At 70.8% G+C, this 21,529-nt stretch carries 19 protein-coding genes; 8 read left to right on the top strand and 11 right to left on the bottom strand.

The features are described 5' to 3' along the window. Nucleotides 1-62: 62 nt before the first annotated feature. The 3 genes from AC4BEG_RS32715 to AC4BEG_RS32705 form a co-directional block, all read right to left on the bottom strand. Entirely contained in the window at nt 63-209 is a 147-nt protein-coding gene (locus AC4BEG_RS32715; protein WP_490703275.1) for a hypothetical protein, read from the bottom strand. Further along, the gene (locus AC4BEG_RS32710) at nt 193-306 is read right to left on the bottom strand and encodes a hypothetical protein (protein WP_490707284.1); all 114 of its coding nucleotides are present in this window, start codon (nt 304-306) and stop codon (nt 193-195) included. The genes AC4BEG_RS32715 and AC4BEG_RS32710 overlap by 17 nt, the downstream gene beginning before the upstream one ends. A 211-nt stretch (nt 307-517) precedes the next feature. After that, nucleotides 518-1,375 carry a class I SAM-dependent methyltransferase gene (locus AC4BEG_RS32705; RefSeq protein WP_490703274.1) on the bottom strand — a complete coding sequence of 286 codons (858 nt, stop codon included), beginning with the start codon at nt 1,373-1,375 and terminating at the stop codon, nt 518-520. Nucleotides 1,376-1,528: 153 nt separating this feature from the next. Here AC4BEG_RS32705 and AC4BEG_RS32700 point away from each other — a divergent pair, with 153 nt between their 5' ends. Both AC4BEG_RS32700 and AC4BEG_RS32695 read left to right on the top strand, forming a co-directional pair. After that, nucleotides 1,529-1,993 carry a low molecular weight protein-tyrosine-phosphatase gene (locus AC4BEG_RS32700; RefSeq protein WP_490707283.1) on the top strand — a complete coding sequence of 155 codons (465 nt, stop codon included), beginning with the start codon at nt 1,529-1,531 and terminating at the stop codon, nt 1,991-1,993. Next, nucleotides 1,990-2,871: a fructosamine kinase family protein gene (locus AC4BEG_RS32695; protein WP_490703273.1), complete on the top strand. Its 882-nt coding sequence runs from the start codon at nt 1,990-1,992 to the stop codon at nt 2,869-2,871. The genes AC4BEG_RS32700 and AC4BEG_RS32695 overlap by 4 nt, the downstream gene beginning before the upstream one ends. A 29-nt stretch (nt 2,872-2,900) precedes the next feature. Here AC4BEG_RS32695 and AC4BEG_RS32690 read toward each other — a convergent pair whose 3' ends face one another. Beyond that, nucleotides 2,901-3,827 (bottom strand): SDR family oxidoreductase, encoded by a 927-nt coding sequence (locus AC4BEG_RS32690; protein WP_490703272.1) that lies wholly within the window; start codon nt 3,825-3,827, stop codon nt 2,901-2,903. Nucleotides 3,828-3,966: 139 nt separating this feature from the next. On the opposite strand from AC4BEG_RS32690, the gene AC4BEG_RS32685 reads away from it, so the two are divergent. The 3 genes from AC4BEG_RS32685 to AC4BEG_RS32675 all read left to right on the top strand — a co-directional run bounded on the left by AC4BEG_RS32685 (nt 3,967) and on the right by AC4BEG_RS32675 (nt 6,369). Further along, nucleotides 3,967-4,089, top strand: coding sequence for a hypothetical protein (locus AC4BEG_RS32685; RefSeq protein WP_490703271.1), 123 nt, complete (start codon nt 3,967-3,969; stop codon nt 4,087-4,089). 248 nt (nt 4,090-4,337) lie between these two features. Further along, nucleotides 4,338-5,666 carry an MFS transporter gene (locus AC4BEG_RS32680; RefSeq protein WP_490707282.1) on the top strand — a complete coding sequence of 443 codons (1,329 nt, stop codon included), beginning with the start codon at nt 4,338-4,340 and terminating at the stop codon, nt 5,664-5,666. 154 nt (nt 5,667-5,820) lie between these two features. After that, entirely contained in the window at nt 5,821-6,369 is a 549-nt protein-coding gene (locus AC4BEG_RS32675; RefSeq protein ID WP_490703270.1) for a TetR/AcrR family transcriptional regulator, read from the top strand. On the opposite strand, the gene AC4BEG_RS32670 is transcribed toward AC4BEG_RS32675, so the two are convergent. The 3 genes from AC4BEG_RS32670 to AC4BEG_RS32660 all read right to left on the bottom strand — a co-directional run bounded on the left by AC4BEG_RS32670 (nt 6,359) and on the right by AC4BEG_RS32660 (nt 9,174). Further along, complete coding sequence (locus tag AC4BEG_RS32670) at nt 6,359-7,000, bottom strand: DUF2867 domain-containing protein (RefSeq protein WP_490703269.1); 642 nt, start codon at nt 6,998-7,000, stop codon at nt 6,359-6,361. The genes AC4BEG_RS32675 and AC4BEG_RS32670 overlap by 11 nt on opposite strands. 159 nt (nt 7,001-7,159) lie before the next feature. Further along, on the bottom strand, nt 7,160-8,287 hold the full coding sequence (locus AC4BEG_RS32665) for a carboxylesterase/lipase family protein (RefSeq protein ID WP_490703268.1): 1,128 nt from the start codon (nt 8,285-8,287) through the stop codon (nt 7,160-7,162). Then, a complete protein-coding gene (locus AC4BEG_RS32660; RefSeq protein WP_490703267.1) occupies nt 8,278-9,174 on the bottom strand; it encodes an MBL fold metallo-hydrolase in 897 nt (298 codons plus the stop codon). The genes AC4BEG_RS32665 and AC4BEG_RS32660 overlap by 10 nt, the downstream gene beginning before the upstream one ends. Before the next feature lie 111 nt (nt 9,175-9,285). Between AC4BEG_RS32660 and AC4BEG_RS32655 the strand changes: the two genes are divergently transcribed. Together AC4BEG_RS32655 and metH are read left to right on the top strand one after the other, a co-directional pair. After that, a complete protein-coding gene (locus AC4BEG_RS32655) occupies nt 9,286-11,976 on the top strand; it encodes a helix-turn-helix transcriptional regulator (RefSeq protein ID WP_490707281.1) in 2,691 nt (896 codons plus the stop codon). A 489-nt stretch (nt 11,977-12,465) separates the two neighbouring features. After that, nucleotides 12,466-16,002 (top strand): methionine synthase, encoded by a 3,537-nt coding sequence (metH, locus tag AC4BEG_RS32650; protein WP_490703266.1) that lies wholly within the window; start codon nt 12,466-12,468, stop codon nt 16,000-16,002. Between the two features lie 26 nt (nt 16,003-16,028). Here the strand turns inward: metH and AC4BEG_RS32645 are convergent, their stop codons facing one another. Next, nucleotides 16,029-16,826, bottom strand: coding sequence for an RICIN domain-containing protein (locus AC4BEG_RS32645; RefSeq protein ID WP_490703265.1), 798 nt, complete (start codon nt 16,824-16,826; stop codon nt 16,029-16,031). A 424-nt stretch (nt 16,827-17,250) separates the two neighbouring features. Here AC4BEG_RS32645 and AC4BEG_RS32640 point away from each other — a divergent pair, with 424 nt between their 5' ends. Beyond that, a complete protein-coding gene (locus AC4BEG_RS32640; RefSeq protein ID WP_490703264.1) occupies nt 17,251-17,871 on the top strand; it encodes a cyclodeaminase/cyclohydrolase family protein in 621 nt (206 codons plus the stop codon). Between the two features lie 71 nt (nt 17,872-17,942). Here AC4BEG_RS32640 and AC4BEG_RS32635 read toward each other — a convergent pair whose 3' ends face one another. From AC4BEG_RS32635 to AC4BEG_RS32625, 3 genes are all read right to left on the bottom strand, one after another. Then, the gene (locus AC4BEG_RS32635; protein WP_490703263.1) at nt 17,943-19,187 is read right to left on the bottom strand and encodes a DUF1266 domain-containing protein; all 1,245 of its coding nucleotides are present in this window, start codon (nt 19,185-19,187) and stop codon (nt 17,943-17,945) included. 232 nt (nt 19,188-19,419) lie between these two features. Continuing rightward, entirely contained in the window at nt 19,420-20,427 is a 1,008-nt protein-coding gene (locus tag AC4BEG_RS32630) for an acyl-CoA desaturase (protein ID WP_490703262.1), read from the bottom strand. 76 nt (nt 20,428-20,503) lie between these two features. Next, nucleotides 20,504-21,355 (bottom strand): alpha/beta fold hydrolase, encoded by an 852-nt coding sequence (locus AC4BEG_RS32625; protein ID WP_490703261.1) that lies wholly within the window; start codon nt 21,353-21,355, stop codon nt 20,504-20,506. Nucleotides 21,356-21,529 lie beyond the last annotated feature (174 nt).

The following is a 21,529-nucleotide window of genomic DNA, read 5'->3' as shown; positions in this document are numbered from 1 at the left end:
TTGCCCGGCCGAGAGCGGAATCGGGGTACCCGCCTCGGTTGGGATGGATCAGCAAGCAGTGGTCAGTCCGTGTCGCGCGGGTTGAGCGACGTGGTGTCGACGATCAGCGGCGTGGGGAAGGCGGATGCCACCGCGTCCCATCGTACGAACTTGTATCCGGTGCTCTCCCTGTCCCCGTCCGCCGGAGTGGCCTCACCGTCCTGGGACACCCAGAGACCCCTTGGGGAAGCCATGCCCGAGCGGCACGTTCACCACGGTGGATCCGTCCGAGTGCTGGACCCCGTCGGTGGCCCGGCCGTCGGTCACGGTGAACGAGCCCACCCACGCGTTGTTCCCGCCGTGTCGGTAAACGGCGGAAGGTGCTGTCACCCTGGCTGGACCGCCTCCACAACCACGGGCAACGACCGCCCCGTTGGCGCCGTGAGGGTGCACATCGGCCGAAGACCAGGACACGGTGGTGCGGCCCCCGCCGGTGATTCACCGGACGTCGGGGTACATGAGTCCGTTGCGGGGCCCGTCACCGAGGGTGGCGCGTGGACTCCTCGGTCCGGTGACGCCGCCCCCAGGCCGTGATCATTCCGGCTGACAGCGCGGCGCAGTCGGGCGAGTCGAGATACCGGATCGCCTCGTCGACCTCGGTGTCGTCCACGAGGCCGGTGGACACGATCGTCTCCCTCGCCCGGTTCCAGGTCTCCGCCCAGAAGCGGCTGATGGGACTGGACGGGAGCAGGGGCGGCACCTGGATCTCGGCGGCCACGGAAGTGAGTCCGGCGGTGTGCAGCAGACGGGGGTAGTCCGGGACCCAGGAGATGTCGGTGCCGATGGTGTCGCGCAGCCCCTGCCACATGGCCTGCATGACCTTGGTGTACGGCGTCACGGGCGCGGTCGCGGTGGTCAGGTCGATGGCATCGCTGAGCACCAAAGCCCCTCCGGGGAGCAGCAGTTCGGCGAACCGGTCGATCAGCCGCCGCCACGAGCGCAGATGCATCAGGACGAACCGGGCGTGGACCAGGTGGAATCGGCCCGGGTCGAATTCCGGCACCGTGATGTCCGCCTCCATGACCTCCAGCCCGGGGACGGGGTGGGCGGCGAAGAAGCGTATGTCACGGTCGACGGCGAGTACGGAGTCGACACCGGCCTCGCTCAGCAACCGCCGCGCGACGGTGCCGGTACCGGCCCCCACGTCGAGACAGCGCCATCCCGGCCCGGCGCCCAGATCGCTCAGGCGGGCCATGGTGAGAGGGTCGTACACGAGCGCGCCGAGGCCGATGCGTTCGTCCTCGCCGGTCCGCTCGGGCCGGAACACATCCTCGCCGTAGTGGCCCGCCGTGCAGGGCCCCGGCTGCCGTGCACCGGGACGGATATGTGCGCACATGGCCGGTCACCGCCTCCGTGTGTCGCCCATGGTGGCCGTCCGACGGCCGCCTCGGGCGGCGGCTCCCCCTCCAGTATGGCCGGGGTGCTCCGGCCCTTCCTGTCGGCGGACGGTGTGGGCCGGCGCCGCCACCGGGGCCGTACCCTGGTGCCCGTGCACCTCTGCTTCGTCTGCACCGGGAACATCTGCCGGTCCCCGTCCGCCGCGCTGGTCTTCGCCGAGCATCTGCGCCGGGCGGGGCTCGACGGCGCCGTACGGGTCAGCAGTGCCGGTATCGGCCCCTGGCATGTCGGTGAGCCCATCGACGAGCGGGCCGGTGCGGTACTCGCCCGGCACGGCTACCCCGTCGGGCACATCGCGGCCCAGGTCGGAGCCGAGCACGGGGACGCCGATCTGTTCCTGGCGATGGACGTCGGCCATGAGAAGGCGCTGCGGCGGCTGGTCGACGACCCGTCCACGGTCCGGCTGCTGCGGTCCTTCGACCCGGACGCACACGGTGACCTGGACGTACCCGATCCGTACTACGGCGGCCCGGAGGGATTCGACGGGGTGCTGGCCATGATCGAAGCATCGGTGCCCGGACTGCTCGCCTGGGTGCGCGAGCGCCTCGCCGCATGACCGCCGGTCCGGCGGCCGGGGACGCCGAAGGTCCGGGTGCGGCGGCGGCCCGTTTCACCGGTCGCGAGGCGGCCGGTGAGCGTCCGCTGTCGGGCGCGCTCGCCGAAGTCGGGCTCGGCGACGGGCAGGTGGTGATGGTCAAGCGCGGTGACGCCCCCGGCGCGGTACGGGCCGAGGCGGCGGGGCTGCGCTGGCTGGCCGACGCCGGTACGGTCCGCGTTCCGGCGGTGTACGGTCACGACCGGCGCTGGCTGGTCACCGAACGGGTCCCCACCGGCGCGCCGAGCGCCCGAGCGGCGGCCCGGTTCGGCCGTGACCTGGCCGCACTGCACACCGCGGGCGCGCCCGCGTTCGGCGCTCCACCGCCCGACGGCCCCACGGACGCCTACATCGGGCTCGCCCCGATGCGCAATGTGCCCGGGTCCGACTGGCCGCGCTGGTACTCCGAGCACCGGGTGCTGCCGTATCTGCGCCGGGCGGTCGACGACGGCACGGTGCGCTCGGCCGAGGCGAACGTGGTCGAACGCGTCTGTGAGCGGCTGCCCGAACTGGCGGGCCCGGCCGAGCCGCCCGCCCGGCTGCACGGCGATCTGTGGAACGGCAATGTGCTGTGGGGTACCGACGGACAGGTCTGGCTGATCGACCCGGCCGCGCACGGAGGACACCGGGAAACCGATCTGGCGATGCTCCAACTCTTCGGCTGCCCGCGTCTGGACGATGTGCTGGACAGCTACCAGGATGCGGTGCCGCTCGCCGACGGCTGGCGGGACCGCGTCGGACCGCACCAGCTCTTCCCGCTGCTGGTGCACACGGTGCTGTTCGGCCGTGGCTACGCCGAGCAGACGCTCGCGGTGGCCCGGGCGGCCCTGGCAGTCTGAAGGGTCCAGAGGTATGCCCCGGATCCGGTTCAGTGCACGCCCCAGACATCGGGCTGGGCACCGTCGACATCGGTGAATCCGTATTCCCGGGCGAGTTGGGCGGAGCTGACCGACCGCTGGTTCCACCTGGCCCGTTCGGGGTCCGTGGCCAGCGCGGCGACGGCGCGGCCGACGTAGCGCGGTGACTCGGAGGAGGCGAAGCCCGCGGGGGCGGTCGGCCGGTCCTCGCCCCGGTCGGGAGCGAGCGCGTCGCGCCAGTTCTCCTCCGTCACCCCGTAGTTGTCGAGCATCATCTCCGAGCGCAGCCAGCCCGGTGTCAGGGCGACCGCGGTGGCCCCGTAGGGCGCGAGCTCATGACCCTGGGAGAACGCCAGCCGGTTCACCGCGGTCTTCACCAGGTCGTAGAAGACCGAGAGGCGGTACCGCTCGGCGTTGTACGCCGCGGTGCCGTCGGACACCTCGACCAGCAGCCCGCCCGGCTTCCCGATCAGCAGTGGCAGCAGATGGTGCGAGGTGATCAGGTGTGTTTCGATGCCGAGCCGGAGGATGCGCAGACCGTCGTCGAGACTGTGGTCCCAGATCGGGGTGTTCCAGTCGGCGGGCCCGCCTTTGAGCCGCTCGGCGCCCCAGATGTTGTTCACCAGCACATCGATGCCACCGTGGTCACGGCCGATGCGCTCGGCCAGCCGACGGACCTGGTCGGAGTCGAGATGATCGGTCCGAACGGCGATCCCGGTGCCGCCGAGCCGGGTGACCAGTTCGGCGGTCTCCTCGATCGTCTCGGGCCGGTCGTAGTCCGATCCGCCGGTACCCGTCACACTGCTGCGTCCGGTGCAGATGACGGTCGCCCCGGCCTCACCCAGCGCGGCGGCGATACCACGCCCGGCGCCACGGGTGGCTCCCGCGACAACGGCGACCCGTCCGCGCAGCGCGTCATGATCGAGTGATCGGCTCACCCGACGAGTGTGGCACAGCGGTCATATCCGCCGGACGGTGTGCGAGACACCTTCGGACCGTCGGATACGGTCCCGCCACCCGGGCCACGGATGATGGGCGACGACGGTAAATCCCGGCCAGGTCAAGGGGGTTGGCCGGATGACCGCCCCCGTCGAGAACACCACCGCGCCACAACTCCGGCGCACCACCGGCCTGGTCGCCCCGTACGGCACCGCCTGGTCCCGGCGATGCGGAATCGGTGGCCCCGGCAGGACGTCGTGAGGCCCGTCACAGGTGTCCCTGGCTGAATACATCGCAGGTCGGCCGCTGGATTCCCTGTACTATGAACCGGCAAGCAACGAACCACTCTGCCTGACGCAGAGCTGGCGCGACCGCTCGGCGGCCGCGGTCCTTCTGCCCCCTTTCGGCGCGGACCCGGTATCTACCCCGGTCCTGCGCGAGAGGACAGCTCTCGGCGCACTCCGCGATGACACACGGGTGCGCTACCAGGCGGCAGAAAGGGCATGGCCGTGGCAACCGCGGTCTCCACCACCCCTCCTGTCCGGGACCCCGGGCCCGCCGAGCGCCCCGATCCCGCCAGGCGCCCCGGCTACGGGCAGCTGCTGCGCACACCCGGCGCATGGACATTCCTGCTGCCCGGCTTCGCGGCCCGGCAGCCGTTCGCGATGCTCACGATCAGCATCGTGCTCCTGCTGCGCCACACCACCGGTTCGTACGGTCTGGCCGGTGCGGTGGCGGCGGTCACCGGGGTCTCCATGGCGCTCTTCGCACCGCAGAGCGGCAAGCTGGCCGACCGGTACGGACAGCGTGCGGTCCTGGTGCCGGGGGTGCTGATCCACGCCGCGTCGGCAGCGCTGCTGACGGCGCTCGCGCTGGGGCACGCCCCGCTGTGGGCCCTGGTCGCCGCCGCGGTGCCGACGGGCGCCTCCGTTCCGCAGGTCGGCCCCATGGTGCGGGCCCGCTGGGCCGCCTCACTCGGGGACGGGTCCGGTCCGGGCGGGCGGCGCAGTCCGCTACTGGCCACCGCCGCGGCGTTCGAGTCGGTGACGGACGAGCTGACGTTTGTCATCGGCCCCGTGCTGGCGACCGCCCTGAGCACCGGGGTGCACCCGGCCTCCGGGCTGATCGCGGAGGCCGTGCTGACCCTGGCGGGCGGGCTGCTCTTCGCGGCCCAGCGCCGTACCGCACCGTCGGTGAACCCGGCCGCGCCGGGCACCCGCGAGCAGCGCGCCTCGGCCCTCTCGGTGCCGGGTGTACGGGTCCTGGCCGTGGCGTTCCTGGGCATCGGCTCGGTTTTCGGCGGTATGCAGGTGGCCCTGACGGCCTTCACCCAGGAGCTCGGTCAACCGGGGCTGAACGGTGTGCTGTACGGGATCTTCGCCGCGGGCAACATGCTCGCGGGCGTGGCCTGCGGGGCCATCGCGTGGCGCACCTCACCGCAGCGGCGGCTGCTGGTCTCGTACGCCGCGCTGGCGCTGACCTGCTCGGCCCTGTGGCCGGTGCACGCACCACTGCTGCTGGGCGGGCTCGGGCTGCTGGTCGGCCTGTGCATCGCACCGGCGCTGATCACCGGATACACCCTGGTCGAGTCGCTGGTCGCGGCCACGTCCCGTACGGAGGCGTTCACCTGGCTGACCGGTGCGGTGGCGCTGGGGCAGGCCACGGCGGTGACGGTGGCCGGGCAGCTGGCGGACGGCTTCGGCGCGAGCGCCGCCTTCACGGTGCCGCTGGCCGGTACGGCGCTGGCCCTGCTGACCGTGCTGGCCCTGCGCGGCCGTATCGCACCGCCCGCGCGGCACAGCGCCGGAAGCCGTGCGGGTGCTTCGGTGCCGGCCTGAGGAAACACGGGTGCGGACGAAGTCGTGGCCGGGGCCATCGGCGGCGGTCCGCGACCTCCGCCGACGCGATATATACGCTACCGTACAGCCCGCGGCGGCGCCCGGCGGGGCACGCCCGCTTCGAGCCACACCACGGACAGGAGCAGGAACAGCCATGGGTGCCGAAATCCGAACGCCTCGCGGGAAATGGATCGAGACCGGACTGCGGGCGCTCGCCGACGGCGGTCCGGACGCCGTCCGCATCGAGGCCCTGGCGAAATCCCTCGGCGTCACCAAGGGCGGTTTCTACGGGTACTTCGCCGACCGGAACGCCCTGCTGGAGGAAATGCTCGACACCTGGGAGCGCGAAAGCGTCGACGATCTGCTCGCACGGGTCGAGCACGAGGGCGGCGACACCGAGGCCAGGATGCGGACGGCGGGCTCGCTGGCCTCCGACGACCGGCTGCTGGCGATCGACCTCGCGGTCCGCGACTGGGCCCGGCGGGACCGGGCCGTCGCGGACCGGCTGCGGCGCGTGGACAACCGGCGTATGGACTATCTGCGCTCACTGTTCCGCGAGCGCTACAGCGACGAGGACGAGATCGAGGCGCGCTGCATGCTCTCCTTCTCGCTCGTGGTCGGCAACCACTTCCTGGCCGCCGACCACCGCGGCCGCACCCGCGAAGAGGTCTACGAACTCGCGGCCAAGCTGATCAGGTCCTGACCCGCTCCGGGGCACCACCGGCCGACGCCCGCCACCGCTCGGCGTACCGCCGCATGAGGGCGGGGTACACGACCAGATACCGGAACGGCATGATCGCGGCCATGTAGGCGGCGCCGAACGCGCCGTTCGGCTTCACCAGCACGGCCATCTGACCGCGGTAGCGGACCCCTTCGCGGGACTCGCCGTCTCCGTGACCACCACTGTCTTCGACCGGAACCCAGCTCATGTGCATCACGGCGTGCACGGTCCGGTTGCCGAGCTCTGCTGCCCACTCGTCCTCGAGTTCGTACAGCGGGGTGAAGGGCCCCGAGGGGGCCGCCCGGCGCGGGGGCGCGTCGAGCAGGTCCTGCGGCAGGCGGTCGCGCAGTGTCGACAACCGAGACCCGATACCGGCGTCCCGCTTGTCCCAGCCGAACAGCTTCCCGAGCTTCCACCGGACCGAGAACAGCATGCGGACCACGGGCGAGAAGCTGCCCACCTCCCCCTCGGGGAGAGCCGCGTCCACCAGCCGCGGGAAGTCGTCCCGACCGCCCGGCGTGGGCAGGGCCCACACGTCCTCGACCCGGAAGTCGGGGGCGAGCTCATGGATCCGCCAGGGGCGGGAGGTGTGTGCGGAGCTCGGGAGCCTCATGAGCGAACCTCCATCTATACGGTGGCGTATAGAAGGAGCGTAGCACCGGCCCCCGCCGGCCACCCGCCACCCTCCCGGGCACGCGGGTCGGCGGCGGCGATCCGGCCATCGCCCACCTCCGCGCACCTCCGCGCACCTCCGCGCAAGGGGACGCACCGCTCAGCGGAAGGTGTGCGTACCCGACCAGCCGGGATCCCCTGTCGCCGCGAACCGCACCCACGCGCTGTGCACCTCCGCCGCGAGCGTGGCCGGGACATCCGGCCCGAGGAGGCCGGTTGCGGTGCGGAGGGCAGGGAGGGCCGTGTTGTCGAAGACGAAGGGGAGTTCCGCGCAGTGGCAGGCGCCGAGCGGGCCGCCGCGCCAGTCGAAGTCGTAGCCGAACGCCCCTTCGTACCGGGACACCAACCGCTCCCGCGCGGCGTGGAACATCGCGTCGATGGCCGCGGCGTGGTCCGGCCGCTGGTAGAGCCGGGACTCCTCGGTGTTGGTGCCCACCAGCACATCCGCCGGAAGCGCCGGGCCGATGTCGTCCAGCACCACACCCAGCGGGGACAGCCGCGTCCCCCGCCCCGGCACCGCGGCGAGCGCGGACACCAGACGTTCATCGGGGACGGCCGCGAACGCCTCGGCCGTCGGCGGAACGCCCAGCCGGTCGGCCAGGGCCTGGGTAGTCCCCGCCGCCTCCTCGCCGGTCAGGGTGTGCAGACCACCGCTCTGGCTGATCGCTCGGTGGAACAGCCCGGTGGCCTCCGGTGTCACCAGCAGCGCGCTGACGAGCATCGCGCCCGCCGACTGCCCGAACACCGTGACACGGTCCGGATCCCCGCCGAACCCCGCGATGCGCTCACGCACCCAGCGCAGCGCCGCGATCACATCCAGTAGCCCCCGGTTGCGCGGCGCACCCGGCAGATCGAGCCAACCCGGGGCGCCGAGGCGGTAGTTGAGGGTCACCAACACGACACCGTCGCGGGCGAAGGACGTCCCGTCGTACAGCGGTGCCTGACCGGTGCCGGAGACAAAACCGCCGCCGTGCACGAACACCATCACCGGTGCGCTGCCGTCGGTCCGCGGTGTCCAGACATTGAGGGTCAGATAGTTCTCGCCGCGCACCCAGCCCGGTCCTATGACAGGGCTCAGATCGAGTGCGAACCGCCGCGCGGGGGCCGGGGCGGTCGGCCCCGGACCGTCGGCGCCGGGTACGCCGTCCACGGGGATCGGGGCCGCGAACCGGCCGGCGCCGGTCGGGGCGGCCGCGTACGGAATGTTGCGGAACACCGTCACCGCCATGTCGCCCACTCCGTCACCGCGAACCGCGAGCCGTCACGCCGCACTTCGGCCGCGCTCGGGCCGGGGAAGTGCGCGGGGAACAGCAGGGCGCCCGTGTCGGCGGTCTCCTCGAGCACCCGGCGCCGGGCGGCCCGTGCACCCGTCTCGTCCTCGTCGAAGCAGGGGGAGCAGTCCGGCTCCACGATCTGCAAGGGGCTGTGCAGCAGATCGCCCGCGAACACCGCCCGGTCCGTACCGGACCGCAGCCATACGACGGAGGAGCCGGGGGTGTGGCCGGGGGCGGGCTCGATCCGCAGCTCGGCGCCGATGTCGTGGTGGTCACCCTCCCACAGCACGGTCTGTCCGGCCTGGTGCACGGGGGCGACGCTGTCCTCGAAGACATTCGCCATCCGGGGGCCGGAGCGGGTCCGGTGTCCGTTCGCCGGGTTCCAGTAGTCGAAGTCGGCGCGCGAGATCACATATTCGGCGTTGGGGAAGGTGGGCCGCCACTCACCGTCCACCTGGTGGGTGTTCCAGCCGACGTGGTCGCCGTGCACATGGGTGCAGATCACGGTGTCGACGTCCTCGGGGCGGACCCCTGCCGCGGCCAGATTGCCGAGGTAGTCGGTGTTCAGGTGGTGGAAGACCGGCATGGCGGGGCGCTCCCTGCCGTTGCCGATACCGGTGTCGATCAGGATGGTCCGGCCCTCGGTGCGGATCAGCCAGGTCTGGATCATGGTGCGGATCGCGTCGGCGGCCGGGTCGAAGAATTCGGGGACCAGCCAGTCCTCGTTCTCGCGCCAGCGGTCCATGGGGACGTCGGGGAAGACAAAATCGCGCGCCAGGCCCTTCGTGGGCAGCTCGACGACACGAGTGATCTCCGCGTTTCCCAGCGTGATGGTGTCCATGTCCTCAGCATGCGGGGCGATCGACCGCGGCGGTATCGGTCACCTGACTGCACCTGCCGCATGCAGTCGGACCTCGCGGGTCGCGGTGCGGGATACAGTCGGACGGTGACCATGGTCGGGCGGGAGAGCGAGAGCGCGGCCGTGCTCGGGCTGACCGGCGGTGTGCTCATCGTGACGGGAGAACCGGGCACGGGCAAGAGCACGCTGCTCGGGCTGGCGGCGGACCGGCACGGTGGCCGGGTGCTGCGGATGACCGGCAGCGAGAGCGAGGCGGATCTGCCGTTCGCGGGGCTGCACCAACTGCTGCGGCCGGTCCTGGACGAGACGGCCCGGCTGCCCGAGCGGCAGCGGTCGGCGCTGCTGGGTGCGGTGGGTCTGGGGGATGGAGGTCCCGGGGACACCAGCCCCGGCCCCGGCGAACCGGCCGCGCCCCGTCCACCCGACCGGCTGCTGCTCGGCGTCGCGCTCCTCGCCCTGCTCTCCGACCTCGCCCACCGTTCACCCCTTCTCGTGGTCGTCGACGATGTGCAGTGGATCGACACCGGCTCACTGGAAACGCTCGCCTTCGCCGCCCGCCGCATCCACGACGAGCCCCTCGCCGTGCTCGCCGGGACCAGGGATCTCACGGGCGACGGCACACCAGGCGGAGCCGGGACCACCGCACCGCTCTCCGGCTTTCCCACGCTTGCGCTGGGGCCGCTGGACGCCACCGCCGCGGGACTCCTGCTGGACCGGCAGCCGCATCCGCCCACCGGCAGCCGCCGGTTGCGCATCCTCGACCAAGCCGCCGGAAATCCCCTGGCCCTGGTCGAACTGGCCCGTGCTCACGGCGCCTGTGGCACGGACACCGCCGACGAGGAGCTGCTGCCACCCACCGACCGGCTGATGCGGGTTTTCGCCGGCGATCTCGACGCCCTGCCCGAGGCCACCCGACAGGCGCTGCTCCTGGTGGCGGCGGACGACCGGGCGCTGGCGGGCCGGATCGAGGAGCTGGCCCCGGCCGAGGCCGCCGGGCTGCTGAGGATCACCGGCGGGGGCACCGGCCAACGTGCCCGCTTCCGGCATCCGCTCATCAGGTCCGCCATCTACCACTCCGTACCGCTGGCCGCCAGGCGGCAGGCACACCGCCACCTCGCCGCCTCGCTCACCGCCGAACCCGACCGCCGCGCCTGGCATCTGGCCGCCGCGGCGGAGGGGCCGGACGAGGAGATCGCCGCGGCGCTGGAGGAGTCCGCGGTCAGGGCCCGTGAGCGCGGCGGCTACACCGCGGCCGCCACCACACTGGAACGCGCCGCGGAGCTGAGCCCCGACGACCACGACCGCGCCCGCCGCCTGGTGGGCGCCGCCGGTGCGGCAGCCTCCACCGGACAGCCCCGCTGGGTGCGTCAACTCGCCGCGCGGGCCGCGGCACTGACCGACGACCCGGCCCTCGCGGCGGAGGCGTCGCTGCGGGTCGGACAGGTGCTGACGCTGACCGCCGAGCACACCACCGCGCTGTCCTCGCTGCTACGAGCGGCGGAAGCCCCGGGTCTGCGCCGGATCGCGATCGCCACGGCGTCCGTGGCCGGTTTCTACTCGGGCGACGAGGAACACCGGCTCGCCGTACGGGCACAGGTGCAGGACGATCCCTGGACCCTCACCGTGATCGATCCCACCGAGCGCAGATCGGAGCGGGTGGCGGCGATCCCGGCGCTGGTGGAGCGGGCGGGCGACGACCCCGCCCTGCTCACCTCGCTGGGCGCCATGGCCTGGCTGCTCGACGAGACCGCGCTCGCGGTACAGATCTTCGACGACGCGCTGCACCGCTGGCGTCTGCGCGGCGACCTGCCCACCGGTCTTGGCTGTTCGGCGGGATGGGCGTATCTGGACCACGGACGCTGGGCGCAGGCCCGGCTCGCCGCCGCGAACACGGCCTCCGCCGGGGCCGGACTTCCGCATCTCAACGCCGCGGTACGGTCGCTGGACGCCGCCGCCCTGGCACTCACCGGACACTCCGCCGAGGCCCGCGACGCCGCCGAGGGCGCGCTTACGCTCGTCGATCCGCACCGCAGCCGCGCGGTCGCCGTCCGCGCCCGCTGGGCGCTGGGCATGGCCGCGGTGGCCTCCGGCGACCAGGCGAGCGCGTACGAACACTTCCGGCTGCTGTTCACGGCCGACGGCGACCCCGTCCACTATGCGTGCTCCCTCCCCGGGCTCGCCGAACTCGCCGCCGCGGCCGTACGTACCGGCCACGGCGCCGAGGCCACCGGCATCGTGGAACGCACCGCCGAACGGCTCGCCGGCGACGCGTCGCCGCGGATGCGGATCCTCCTCCACCGCGCCCGTGCCCTGCTCGAACCGTCGCGGGCCGAGCCGCACTTCGACGCCGCGCTCGCCGATCCCGCGGGCGGCCAATGGCCCTTCGAACGCGCGCAGATCCTGCTGGACCACGCCGAATGGCTGCGCCGCCGCCATCGCATCACCGAGGCCCGGACCGCGCTGAACACCGCGCTGGAGACCTTCCGCCGCCTCGGCGCCCGCCCCTGGATCGACCGCGCCCACGCCGAACTCCGGGCCGCCGGGGTCGACTCCGCGCCCACCACCCCGGACGCGCTGACCTCCCTGAGCCCGCAGCAGCAGCACATCATCCGGCTGGCCGCGCAGGGGCTGAGCAACCGTGAGATCGGCGAACGGCTCTTTCTCTCGCCGCGCACCGTCGGCTCACACCTCTACCGCAGCTTCCCCAAGCTGGGTGTGACCGCCCGCTCCCAACTCCGCGATCTGGTCGAGGCATCGTCCGCCCGCGTGAACTGCCCGGTGTAGACACCCACGCCGCATGTGACGGGCGTCATACACCATCGGGTGCCGAACCCGCGTAATGATCCCGCCGGGACCGGCTCTCCCCTGCTACCAGGCACCGCCAACACCATGGGCGGGCCGTACGCCTCGGGAGGACTCCGGCTCATGAACGGTCATATGGGTTTCGAATGGCGCGAGGGCGAGCTGACCACCCCAATGGGTGATGGTCTCGGTTCGCGGGTCTTCAAGAGCGGGACGTACACGCCGATGAGCTGACCACCGTGCCGTACATCGGCTTCGGGGTGCCGCTCGTCCGCCCAACCCACGCCGGGCAGTCCGCGTAACCGGCCATCCCGGGACACGCAACTCCACTCGTCCGAACGTGTCTGGTGTCACCGGTGGATTCTCGGTTCAGGAGTCCCGGAACGGTGACTGCGAGTACGGTTGTGTCATGTCTGCCGGTCTTCCCGGCAGCAGCCAAGCCGACAGCCGTCGCAACCGCAGGAGAGCCTCATGGTCTCGAGCCCTGTCCTCACCGGTGTCTCCGGTCCGTCCCGTTCCGCCCGAGTGCAGGCCCTGCGCGACGCGCTGGCGAGCCGTGTGGTGGTGGCCGACGGTGCCACGGGCACGATGCTCCAGTCGCTGGAACCCACGATGGAGGATTTCACCGGGCTGGAGGGCTGCAACGAGGTCCTCAGCGTCAACCGCCCCGACCTCGTCGGCTCCGTCCACGTCGCCTATCTGGACGCGGGAGTCGACTGCATCAAGACCAACACCTTCGGCGGCAATTACTCCGCACTCGCCGAGTACGACATCGCCGACCGTGTCTTCGAGCTGTCCGAGGCCAGCGCCCGTATCGCCCGCGACGCCGCCGACCGCTCCTCCGAGGAGAGCGGGCAGCAGCGCTGGGTACTGGGCTCGATGGGCCCCGGCACCAAGCTGCCGACGCTGGGCCATCTGCCGTACACCACGCTGCGTGACGCCTACCAGGCGAGCGCCGAGGGGCTGATCGGCGGGGGCACGGACGCGCTGCTGGTGGAGACCTCCCAGGACCTGTTGCAGGCGCGGTCCGCCGTACTCGGCGCCCGCCGGGCGATGGACAAGCTCGGAGCCGATGTCCCGCTGATCTGCTCGGTCACCGTGGAAACCACCGGCACGATGCTGCTCGGCTCGGAGATCGGCGCCGCGCTGACCGCCCTGGAGCCGCTGGGCATCGACATGATCGGGCTCAACTGCGCCACCGGCCCGGCCGAGATGAGCGAGCATCTGCGCTATCTCGCCCGCACCTCCCGTGTGCCGCTGTCCTGTATGCCGAACGCCGGACTGCCGATCCTCACCAAGGACGGCGCCCGCTATCCGCTCACCCCGGGTGAACTCGCCGACGCCCAGGAGATGTTCGTCCGCGACTACGGCCTGTCCCTGGTGGGCGGCTGCTGCGGCACCACACCGGAGCATCTGCGCCAGGTCGTGGAGCGTGTCCGCGGTCTGGTCCCCGGCGAGCGCGAACCGCGGCCCGAGCCGGGTGCCGCCTCGCTCTACCAGACCGTTCCGTTCCGCCAGGACACCTCGTATCTGGCCATCGGTGAGCGGACCAACGCCAACGGGTCCAAGAAGTTCCGCGAGGCCATGCTCGAGGGCCGCTGGGACGACTGCGTGGAGATGGCCCGCGATCAGATCCGTGAGGGCGCGCACATGCTCGACCTGTGCGTGGACTACGTGGGCCGGGACGGGGTGGCCGACATGGCGGAAGTGGCGGGGCGTTTCGCCACCGCCTCCACCCTGCCGATCGTGCTGGACTCCACCGAGGTCGATGTGATCCAGGCCGGTCTGGAGAAGCTGGGCGGCCGTGCGGTCATCAACTCGGTCAACTATGAGGACGGCGACGGACCGGACTCCCGCTTCGCCAGGGTGACCCGGCTCGCCCAGGAGCACGGCGCCGCGCTCATCGCGCTGACCATCGACGAGGAGGGCCAGGCCCGTACCGTCGAGAAGAAGGTCGAGATCGCCGAGCGGATCATCGCCGATCTGACGGGCAACTGGGGCATCCATGAGTCCGACATCCTCATCGACTGCCTCACCTTCACCATCTGCACCGGCCAGGAGGAGTCCCGCAAGGACGGCGTGGCCACCATCGAGGCCATCCGCGAACTCAAGCGCCGCCACCCCGACGTCCAGACCACCCTGGGGCTGTCGAACATCTCCTTCGGCCTCAACCCGGCCGCCCGGATCGTGCTCAACTCCGTCTTCCTGGACGAGTGTGTGAAGGCGGGCCTGGACTCCGCCATCGTCCACGCCTCGAAGATCCTGCCGATCGCCCGCTTCGACGAGGAGCAGGTCACCACGGCCCTCGATCTGATCCACGACCGCCGCGCCGAGGGCTATGACCCGCTCCAGAAGCTGATGGAGCTGTTCGAGGGTGCCACCGCCACCTCGTTGAAGGCCGACAAGGCGGAGGAACTGGCCGCTCTCCCGCTCGACGAACGCCTCAAGCAGCGCATCATCGACGGTGAGCGCAACGGTCTGGAAGCCGATCTGGACGAGGCCCTCCAGACCCGTAAGGCCCTGGACATCGTCAACGAGACGCTGCTGGACGGTATGAAGGTGGTCGGTGAGCTGTTCGGCTCCGGCCAGATGCAGCTGCCGTTCGTGCTCCAGTCCGCCGAGGTCATGAAGACGGCGGTGGCTCATCTGGAGCCGCATATGGAGAAAACCGCGGACGGCGAAGAAGGGGCGGGGAAGGGCACCATCGTGCTCGCCACTGTCCGCGGCGACGTCCATGACATCGGCAAGAACCTGGTGGACATCATCCTGTCCAACAACGGCTACAACGTGGTCAACCTCGGTATCAAGCAGCCCGTTTCCGCGATCCTGGAGGCCGCCGAGGAGCACCGCGCGGATGTCATCGGCATGTCCGGGCTGCTGGTGAAGTCCACGGTGATCATGAAGGAGAACCTGGAGGAGCTCAACCAGCGCAAGCTGGCCGCCGACTACCCGGTCATCCTCGGCGGCGCCGCCCTCACCCGGGCCTATGTCGAACAGGACCTGCACGAGCTCTACGAGGGCGAGGTGCGCTACGCCCGCGACGCCTTCGAGGGCCTGCGGCTGATGGACGCCCTGATCGGTGTCAAGCGCGGTGTGCCGGGTGCCAAGCTGCCCGAGCTCAAGCAGCGCCGGGTACGGGCGGCCACGGTGGAGGCTCAGGAGCAGCGGCCCGAGGAGGGCCATGTCCGCTCCGACACCGCCACCGACAATCCCGTGCCGGAACCGCCCTTCTGGGGCACCCGGGTCATCAAGGGCATCCAGCTCAAGGAGTACGCGAGCTGGCTGGACGAGGGCGCGCTGTTCAAGGGCCAGTGGGGGCTGAAGCAGGCCCGTACCGGCGACGGGCCCGGCTACGAGGAGCTGGTGGCGACCGAGGGCCGTCCGCGGCTGCGCGGTCTGCTGGACAAGCTGCACACCGAGAACCTGCTGGAGGCGGCCGTCGTCTACGGCTACTTCCCGTGTGTCTCCAAAGGCGACGACCTGGTGCTGCTAAACGAGGACGGCAGTGAACGCACCCGCTTCACCTTCCCCCGCCAGCGCCGCGGACGGCGGCTCTGCCTGGCCGACTTCTTCCGCCCCGAGGAATCCGGCGAGACCGATGTCGTCGGCCTCCAGGTCGTCACCATCGGCTCCAAAATCGGCGAAGCCACCGCCGAACTCTTCGAGTCCGACGCCTACCGCGACTACCTCGAGCTCCACGGCCTGTCGGTCCAGCTCGCCGAGGCGCTGGCCGAGTACTGGCACGCCCGCGTCCGCGCCGAACTCGGCTTCGCCGGCGAGGACCCCGGCGAGATCGAGGACATGTTCGCGCTGAAGTACCGCGGCGCCCGCTTCTCCCTCGGCTACGGCGCCTGCCCCGACCTGGAGGACCGCGCCAAGATCACCGAACTCCTCCAGCCCGAGCGCATCGGCGTGAAGCTCTCCGAGGAGTTCCAGCTGCACCCCGAGCAGTCCACGGACGCCATCGTCATCCACCACCCCGAGGCCACGTACTTCAACGCACGGTAGGTGCGGTCGAATAGGGCGCGTGCCGATCAGGCGGACGGTTTCGTCCGCGCCCACTGCTGGTTGGTGGAGACCGCGCACCCCCACAACTGCAATGGGGTCCCGGGGTCGTTGTAGCCGTTGAACGCGTCGACACAGATCCCGTCCTGCCGGATGGTGCCGTCGCCTTCGAGTTGCCAGCGCTGCCGGTCGCCACCTCCGCACGAGGCGATGACGACCGGTGTCCCCTGCGCGCCCTCCGGACCCGTCCCCGTCACACACGCGTCCCCGTACACCCGCAGCTCCCCGGCGGCGGTGTAGGTGAACCGCTGACCGCTCGATCCCGCACAGGGCGCGAGCCGCAACTGCGTACCCTCCTGGTGCGGGACATCAACACAGAGCCCCGATCCGACCCCGACATAGGCGTAGCCGACGGCGCCGGGTGCGTGGGGCGGCTTGGGCTTGGGTTTGGGAGGCTTCGACGCCGTGGGCGTGGCGCGCTTGTGCTCCGCCTTCTTGGAACGGGTGGCCGACGGGCTCGCCGAGCGCGACGGCTGGTGGTCGGCGGGCGAGGTGGCGGTGGCGGGAGCGGTGTCCCGGGGCAGGCGGGGGATCTCCGTCGCGGCACGGGTCGGTGAGGAGGTGTCCCGTGGCTCCTCCTCCGGATAGGCGAGGAAGGCGGCGGTGACGGTGGCGCCGATCAGCACCGCGGCCACGATCCGTCCCCGGCCGATCCCGCGGGACACGCGACCGGGCGGATCCGGTGCGTTGCCGAACCCCGCTCCCGGAGGGCCGGAGGGTGGTATGCGCTCCTGGTCGAACGCGGCCACCGCGGCGGGATCGGGCATGGCCGGAGCCGACGGCAGGAAGACGGGTGGGTCGGCAGGGGATGGGGACCGCCTTTCACACCCTGCGGTGCCGGAGCATGACGGGTCATCGCAGAATCGACACATCGTCATGGAGGGTGCCTCTTCTCGGTCTTGCGGTGGTGCCGGATCGAGTGGCCTTTGTACCAGGTCAACCCCGCTTCGCCCAGTGCGGGTGAACAGATCGTCCGGTGGGACGGGCGGTACGCCGGGGTCGGCCCGGATTTCCCGGATGAGCACTGCGGCTGTCGGGCGGCGCGCCCCGTGCACTTCCCGGGGGCGGCCCCCGCCCGCATGGGAGGATTCCGGGGCGGGTGGTATCCGCCTGGATCCATGAGCTGAATCCGCGACTCGTATCCGTGACTCGTATCCGTGATCTGTATCCGCGACGGAGGACGAAGCATTCATGCGTGATGAGACGATCGGCGACTTCCTGACCCAACTCGCCGCCCGGGTACCGGCGCCCGGTGGCGGAGCGGTCGCCGCGCTGCACGCGGCGCAGGCCGCGGCGCTGGTCGGGATGGTGGCCCGCTACAGCACGGGTGAGAAGTACGCCGAGCACCAGGAGATCATCGAGCGGGTCACGGCCGAGTCGGACCGGTTGCGAAACGAGGCGCTGCGGCTGGCAGAGGCCGACGCCACGGCGTTCACGGCGGTGGCCGAGGCGTATCAGCTGCCGAAGGACACCGATGAGGCGAAGGCCGCGCGGTCGACGGCGATCGCGCGGGCGCTGGCCGACGCGGGCCGGCCACCGGCCGAGGTGGTCGGGGTGGCGCAGGTGGTGCTCGAGCTGGCCGAGGAGCTGCTGCCGTTCGGCAACCGCAATGTCATCACCGATGTGGCGGCCGCGGCGGAGGCCGCCCGGGCCGCGGCCACCACCGCCCGGGTCAATATTGAGATCAACCTCGGCGGGGTACAGGACGAGATGGTCTACGGGGAGCTGACCGCGGCGGCGGCGTGGGTCCCCACCCTGGTGGCGCGGGCGGAGCGGGTGACCGCCGCCGTGCGTGAGCGGATCGCCGCATGAGCGCCGCGGTGCTGTCCGGCAAGGAGTGTCGGTCGCGTTCCGGGCCCCCGGAAGGCAGTGGACGATGAAGATCAGGGTGTGGTGAACGGCACCGTCAGCCAGGGGCTGTCGGGGTCGGTGGTCAGCTCCCGGTGCGCGTCGAGGACGGTGGTGTACCAGGGGCCGAAGTGCTCCTCGTCGAAGTGGAGACACCGCCCGAGGATGTAGCCGGCGGAGAACTCCTCCCATGAGCCGTACACCGCCTGGGCGCTTCTGGACGCGCTTTCCAGCGCTGTGTGCATCTCGGTCTCGGTGGCGTAGCGCGCGCCCAGACCCCAGCGGGCCATCTTGGACGCGCGGCCGATGTCCCAGGCGGCGACCGAGCGGACGACCCCGTCGGGCGGCAGCAGGCCGTCGGCGCGAAAGCGGGCCTCGTACCGCAGGATCTCGCCCACCAGATCCCGCATCCGCCCCACGAACGCGTCGAAGTCGGGGTCAGTAGGGGTGCGGGACTCCCGGGCGCGAGCGCGCAGGGTCGCCTCCACGCAGTCGCGCCACTGGTCGGGGTAGCCGTTGCCGCTGCGGAGCAGCGCGTTACGCGCGCCCAGCACAAAGTCCCAGTACCAGGGGCTCACCTCCTGGTCCAGAAGCTCTTTCTGCATCTCCAGCCAGTCCTCCCGGCTGTTCACGCCCCAGTCGCGGGAGATCCGTTCCCTCTCGCCCTGGTAGCCCATGCCGTGCCAGTGCGGGGTGTTCCAGGGGTCGCCGTTGCGGAAGCACAGATGCGCACCGCAGGCCAGGCCGTGCAGCAGCGGACCGGGGTCGGGGAGCCGGGTGCGCCGGGTGATCACCCGGTCCATCAGCTCGTCCGGTTCGAAGAGTTCGTGGTGCAGATCGAGCCAGACGTCCCGTTCCTCGTCGTCGGTGAGGAAGTACTGTTCGCACGGGGTCGCCGCGTTGACCACGAGAACATCCACCTGCTCAGGGACGATATGGGCGAGGGCACCGAGCGTGGCGTACTCGTAGACGAGGTACGGATGCGGCCGGGGCAGCACACCGGCGGTGTAGACCTGCGCCACGACTCGGCCGTCGGAGGTGTCGACGGTCAGCATCGGATACTCGTCCTCGGCGGCCTCGCGGGCGTGGTCGAGGCGGACCGGGTAGTACACCCCCTCGGTGGCGAGGGTGCGCAGATAGGCGTAGGCGTTGTCCCTCCGGCTCAGCTTGTACAGATGTTGTTCCAGATCGGTGGGCGCCTGCCAGCGGGTGACGCCCTCCGGAGGTGGTATGGACGGGAAGAACTCGTCGTGGAGTTCGTCCTCGCTCACCACATGCATGCGTTTCCTCTCCTCCGGTCCCGCCCCGACCGTTGTTCCTCACCATCAATCCGTAGAGGGTAACGGGGCGCGGTGTCACGGCACGCACATGGGGCGTGGCGGAGTCCGGAGGGGTGTGGTCACCCGGCCGCCCGGCGCCTGCTCCTCCGCCGCTACAGCAGCGGCCTCCGTGCGAAGTTCACCGCTTCGGAGGCCGTGCCCGCGACGTGAGGAGGCGTTCCGCAGGGGTCAACTATTCGACGTCCACCAGGGATTCCTGGCTGTCCCGGTCGCGCTCGGCCATCGGCACGATCTTCTGCTGACCCTCCAGCAGTTCCTTCTTGTCGGCCGAGGCGCTGGAGACGCGGCTGACGCCCGCCTCGCGCATCTCCATCCGCTCGGTGTCGATCCGGATGACCTTCCAGGCCAGGCGGGTCTTCTCCAGGCTCCAGATGAGGATGGCGCTGGGGTCGACCTCGTACCACTTCATACCGTGGCGCGCCGAACGCGGGAAGGCGTGGTGGTTGTTGTGCCATGCCTCGCCGAAAGAGGGGATGGCCAGCCAGGCGACATTGCGTGAGTGGTCGGTGGTCTCGAAGCGGCGGCGGCCGAAGTAGTGGCCGATGGAGTTCACCGCGTAGGTCACATGGTTGATCAGGAAGATACGGACCAGACCGCCCCACAGCATGCCGGTGAACAGCGCCTGGACATCACCGCCGGTGATGGCGAACGCCAGCAGGCCCGGGGCCACCACACCGGCCGCGGTAACCAGCAGCAGATTCTCACTCAGCCAGCGCAACTGCTTCTCACGGACCAGATCGGGGCAGTACCGCATCGGGTCGGAGGTGAGGCCGGTGTCGAAGAGCCAGCCGAGGTGGGAGTGCCACAGGCCCTTCATCATGCCCATGAACCCGGGCTCGAAGTCCAGGTGCGGGCTGTGCGGATCGCCCGGCTTGTCGGCGACCCGGTGGTGCTTGCGGTGGTGTGCGGCCCAGATGATCGGCGGGCCCTGACCGGCCAGGACTCCGGCCGTGGCCAGACCGTAGCGGATGGGCTTGTAGGTCTCGAACGAACGGTGCGTCAGCATGCGGTGGTATCCGGTGGAGATGCCGAAGCCGGAGATCACGTACATCACCAGCGTGACCACCAGATCGGACCAGGAGAAGATCCGGTTCCACAGCAGCACCATCGCGCCCAGGACGGCCACGAGTGGCACGATCGACGCGATGAGCATGAACCAGCGGTGTTCCCTACCGTCCATGGTTTCCTCACTTCCGGGAGAGCTGGGACACGGAGCGTGTGGACCTCGTCCGTGGATCCATGTCCTGAACCATGTGCTACTCCGCTGTCGCGGACCCCTCCAGCAGGAACGCCTTCATCGCGGCGGCGAGTTGTCCCGGCTGGTCCTCGGGGATGAGGGTGTAGCTGTCGGTGATCTCCATGTGCTGCCCTTTGGGCAGCAACGCGGCCAGTCTGCGGCCGTGTTCGGGTGGCATGACCTTGTCCTCCGCGGCCCAGGCCACCAGCGCGGGGCGGTCGAAGTCCCGCAGCTTCTCGGCCCAGTTGTGGAGCTCGCTCTGCGCGGGCACGCCGAGGACGTACTTCCTCAGATCCCGGCGGATGTCCTTGGAGGTCCACAGCGGCTGGAACCACTGATTCATGACCTCGTGCGGCACCGGCCGCTTGCTCATCCTCCCCCAGGTCATCGGCATCCGCCGCATCGGTGTGAGCTTCAGCAGTTTGAATGCGAGGTTGATACCGCCGGGCATCTTGGCCGACAGGTACAAATTGCTGCCGGGCAGCCCCGGCGGGAAATTCCCGAAGGCCTCGCAGGACGTGATGACAAGGCGTCCGATCCGCTGGTCACGGCCGTCGGCGACCAGGGCCTGCGGGCCGCCCCAGTCGTTCATCACCAGCGTGACGTCGTGCAGATCGAGCCGCTCCAGGAATTCGGCGACCAGCCGCGCCACGCCCAGGATCGACAGATCCGCGTCGGGGCGCATCGGACGCCGGTGTCCGCCCAGCGGCAGTGTGGGCACCACGCACCGGAAGTCGGCGCGCAGCTCGGCGACCACCTTCCGCCACAGCGAACCGTCCATCGCCACGCCGTGCAGGAGGACAACCACCGGCCGGTCGCCACCGGTGTCCTCGTACTCGATGATTCCTGCCGAGAGTTCCACCTCAGCCATCTGCGCAATCTCCCAACGGTCGGCGAACGAAGGCGGGGTGCCTGTCTCACGACTGGGTGGATCTGACTGGCGCTTGGAGTCACTCTGTCGACAACCACGCTAGCGGCCGTAAGACGGAATCCAGGAAAGCATCCGTGTCCTCTTACTGCCAGCTAATCGGAGGGAGATGACAGC

It is taken from the genome of Streptomyces sp. JLBJ103, from assembly GCF_058215575.1.
Note: the sequence above shows the minus strand (reverse complement) of the source record. Positions and strands in the feature narration are given on the sequence as shown.

Excerpts from the sequence above, each read along its gene's own strand:
- AC4BEG_RS32665 (WP_490703268.1), bottom strand. The coding sequence starts at position 8,287 with ATGGCGGTGACGGTGTTCCGCAACATTCCGTACGCGGCCGCCCCGACC.
- AC4BEG_RS32660 (WP_490703267.1), bottom strand. The coding sequence starts at position 9,174 with ATGGACACCATCACGCTGGGAAACGCGGAGATCACTCGTGTCGTCGAG.
- AC4BEG_RS32695 (WP_490703273.1), top strand. The coding sequence starts at position 1,990 with ATGACCGCCGGTCCGGCGGCCGGGGACGCCGAAGGTCCGGGTGCGGCG.
- AC4BEG_RS32635 (WP_490703263.1), bottom strand. The coding sequence starts at position 19,187 with ATGCATGTGGTGAGCGAGGACGAACTCCACGACGAGTTCTTCCCGTCC.
- AC4BEG_RS32625 (WP_490703261.1), bottom strand. The coding sequence starts at position 21,355 with ATGGCTGAGGTGGAACTCTCGGCAGGAATCATCGAGTACGAGGACACC.
- AC4BEG_RS32630 (WP_490703262.1), bottom strand. The coding sequence starts at position 20,427 with ATGGACGGTAGGGAACACCGCTGGTTCATGCTCATCGCGTCGATCGTG.
- AC4BEG_RS32670 (WP_490703269.1), bottom strand. The coding sequence starts at position 7,000 with ATGAGGCTCCCGAGCTCCGCACACACCTCCCGCCCCTGGCGGATCCAT.
- AC4BEG_RS32645 (WP_490703265.1), bottom strand. The coding sequence starts at position 16,826 with ATGCCCGATCCCGCCGCGGTGGCCGCGTTCGACCAGGAGCGCATACCA.
- AC4BEG_RS32655 (WP_490707281.1), top strand. The coding sequence starts at position 9,286 with ATGGTCGGGCGGGAGAGCGAGAGCGCGGCCGTGCTCGGGCTGACCGGC.
- AC4BEG_RS32685 (WP_490703271.1), top strand. The coding sequence starts at position 3,967 with ATGACCGCCCCCGTCGAGAACACCACCGCGCCACAACTCCGGCGCACC.
- AC4BEG_RS32675 (WP_490703270.1), top strand. The coding sequence starts at position 5,821 with ATGGGTGCCGAAATCCGAACGCCTCGCGGGAAATGGATCGAGACCGGA.
- AC4BEG_RS32640 (WP_490703264.1), top strand. The coding sequence starts at position 17,251 with ATGCGTGATGAGACGATCGGCGACTTCCTGACCCAACTCGCCGCCCGG.
- metH (WP_490703266.1), top strand. The coding sequence starts at position 12,466 with ATGGTCTCGAGCCCTGTCCTCACCGGTGTCTCCGGTCCGTCCCGTTCC.
- AC4BEG_RS32705 (WP_490703274.1), bottom strand. The coding sequence starts at position 1,375 with ATGTGCGCACATATCCGTCCCGGTGCACGGCAGCCGGGGCCCTGCACG.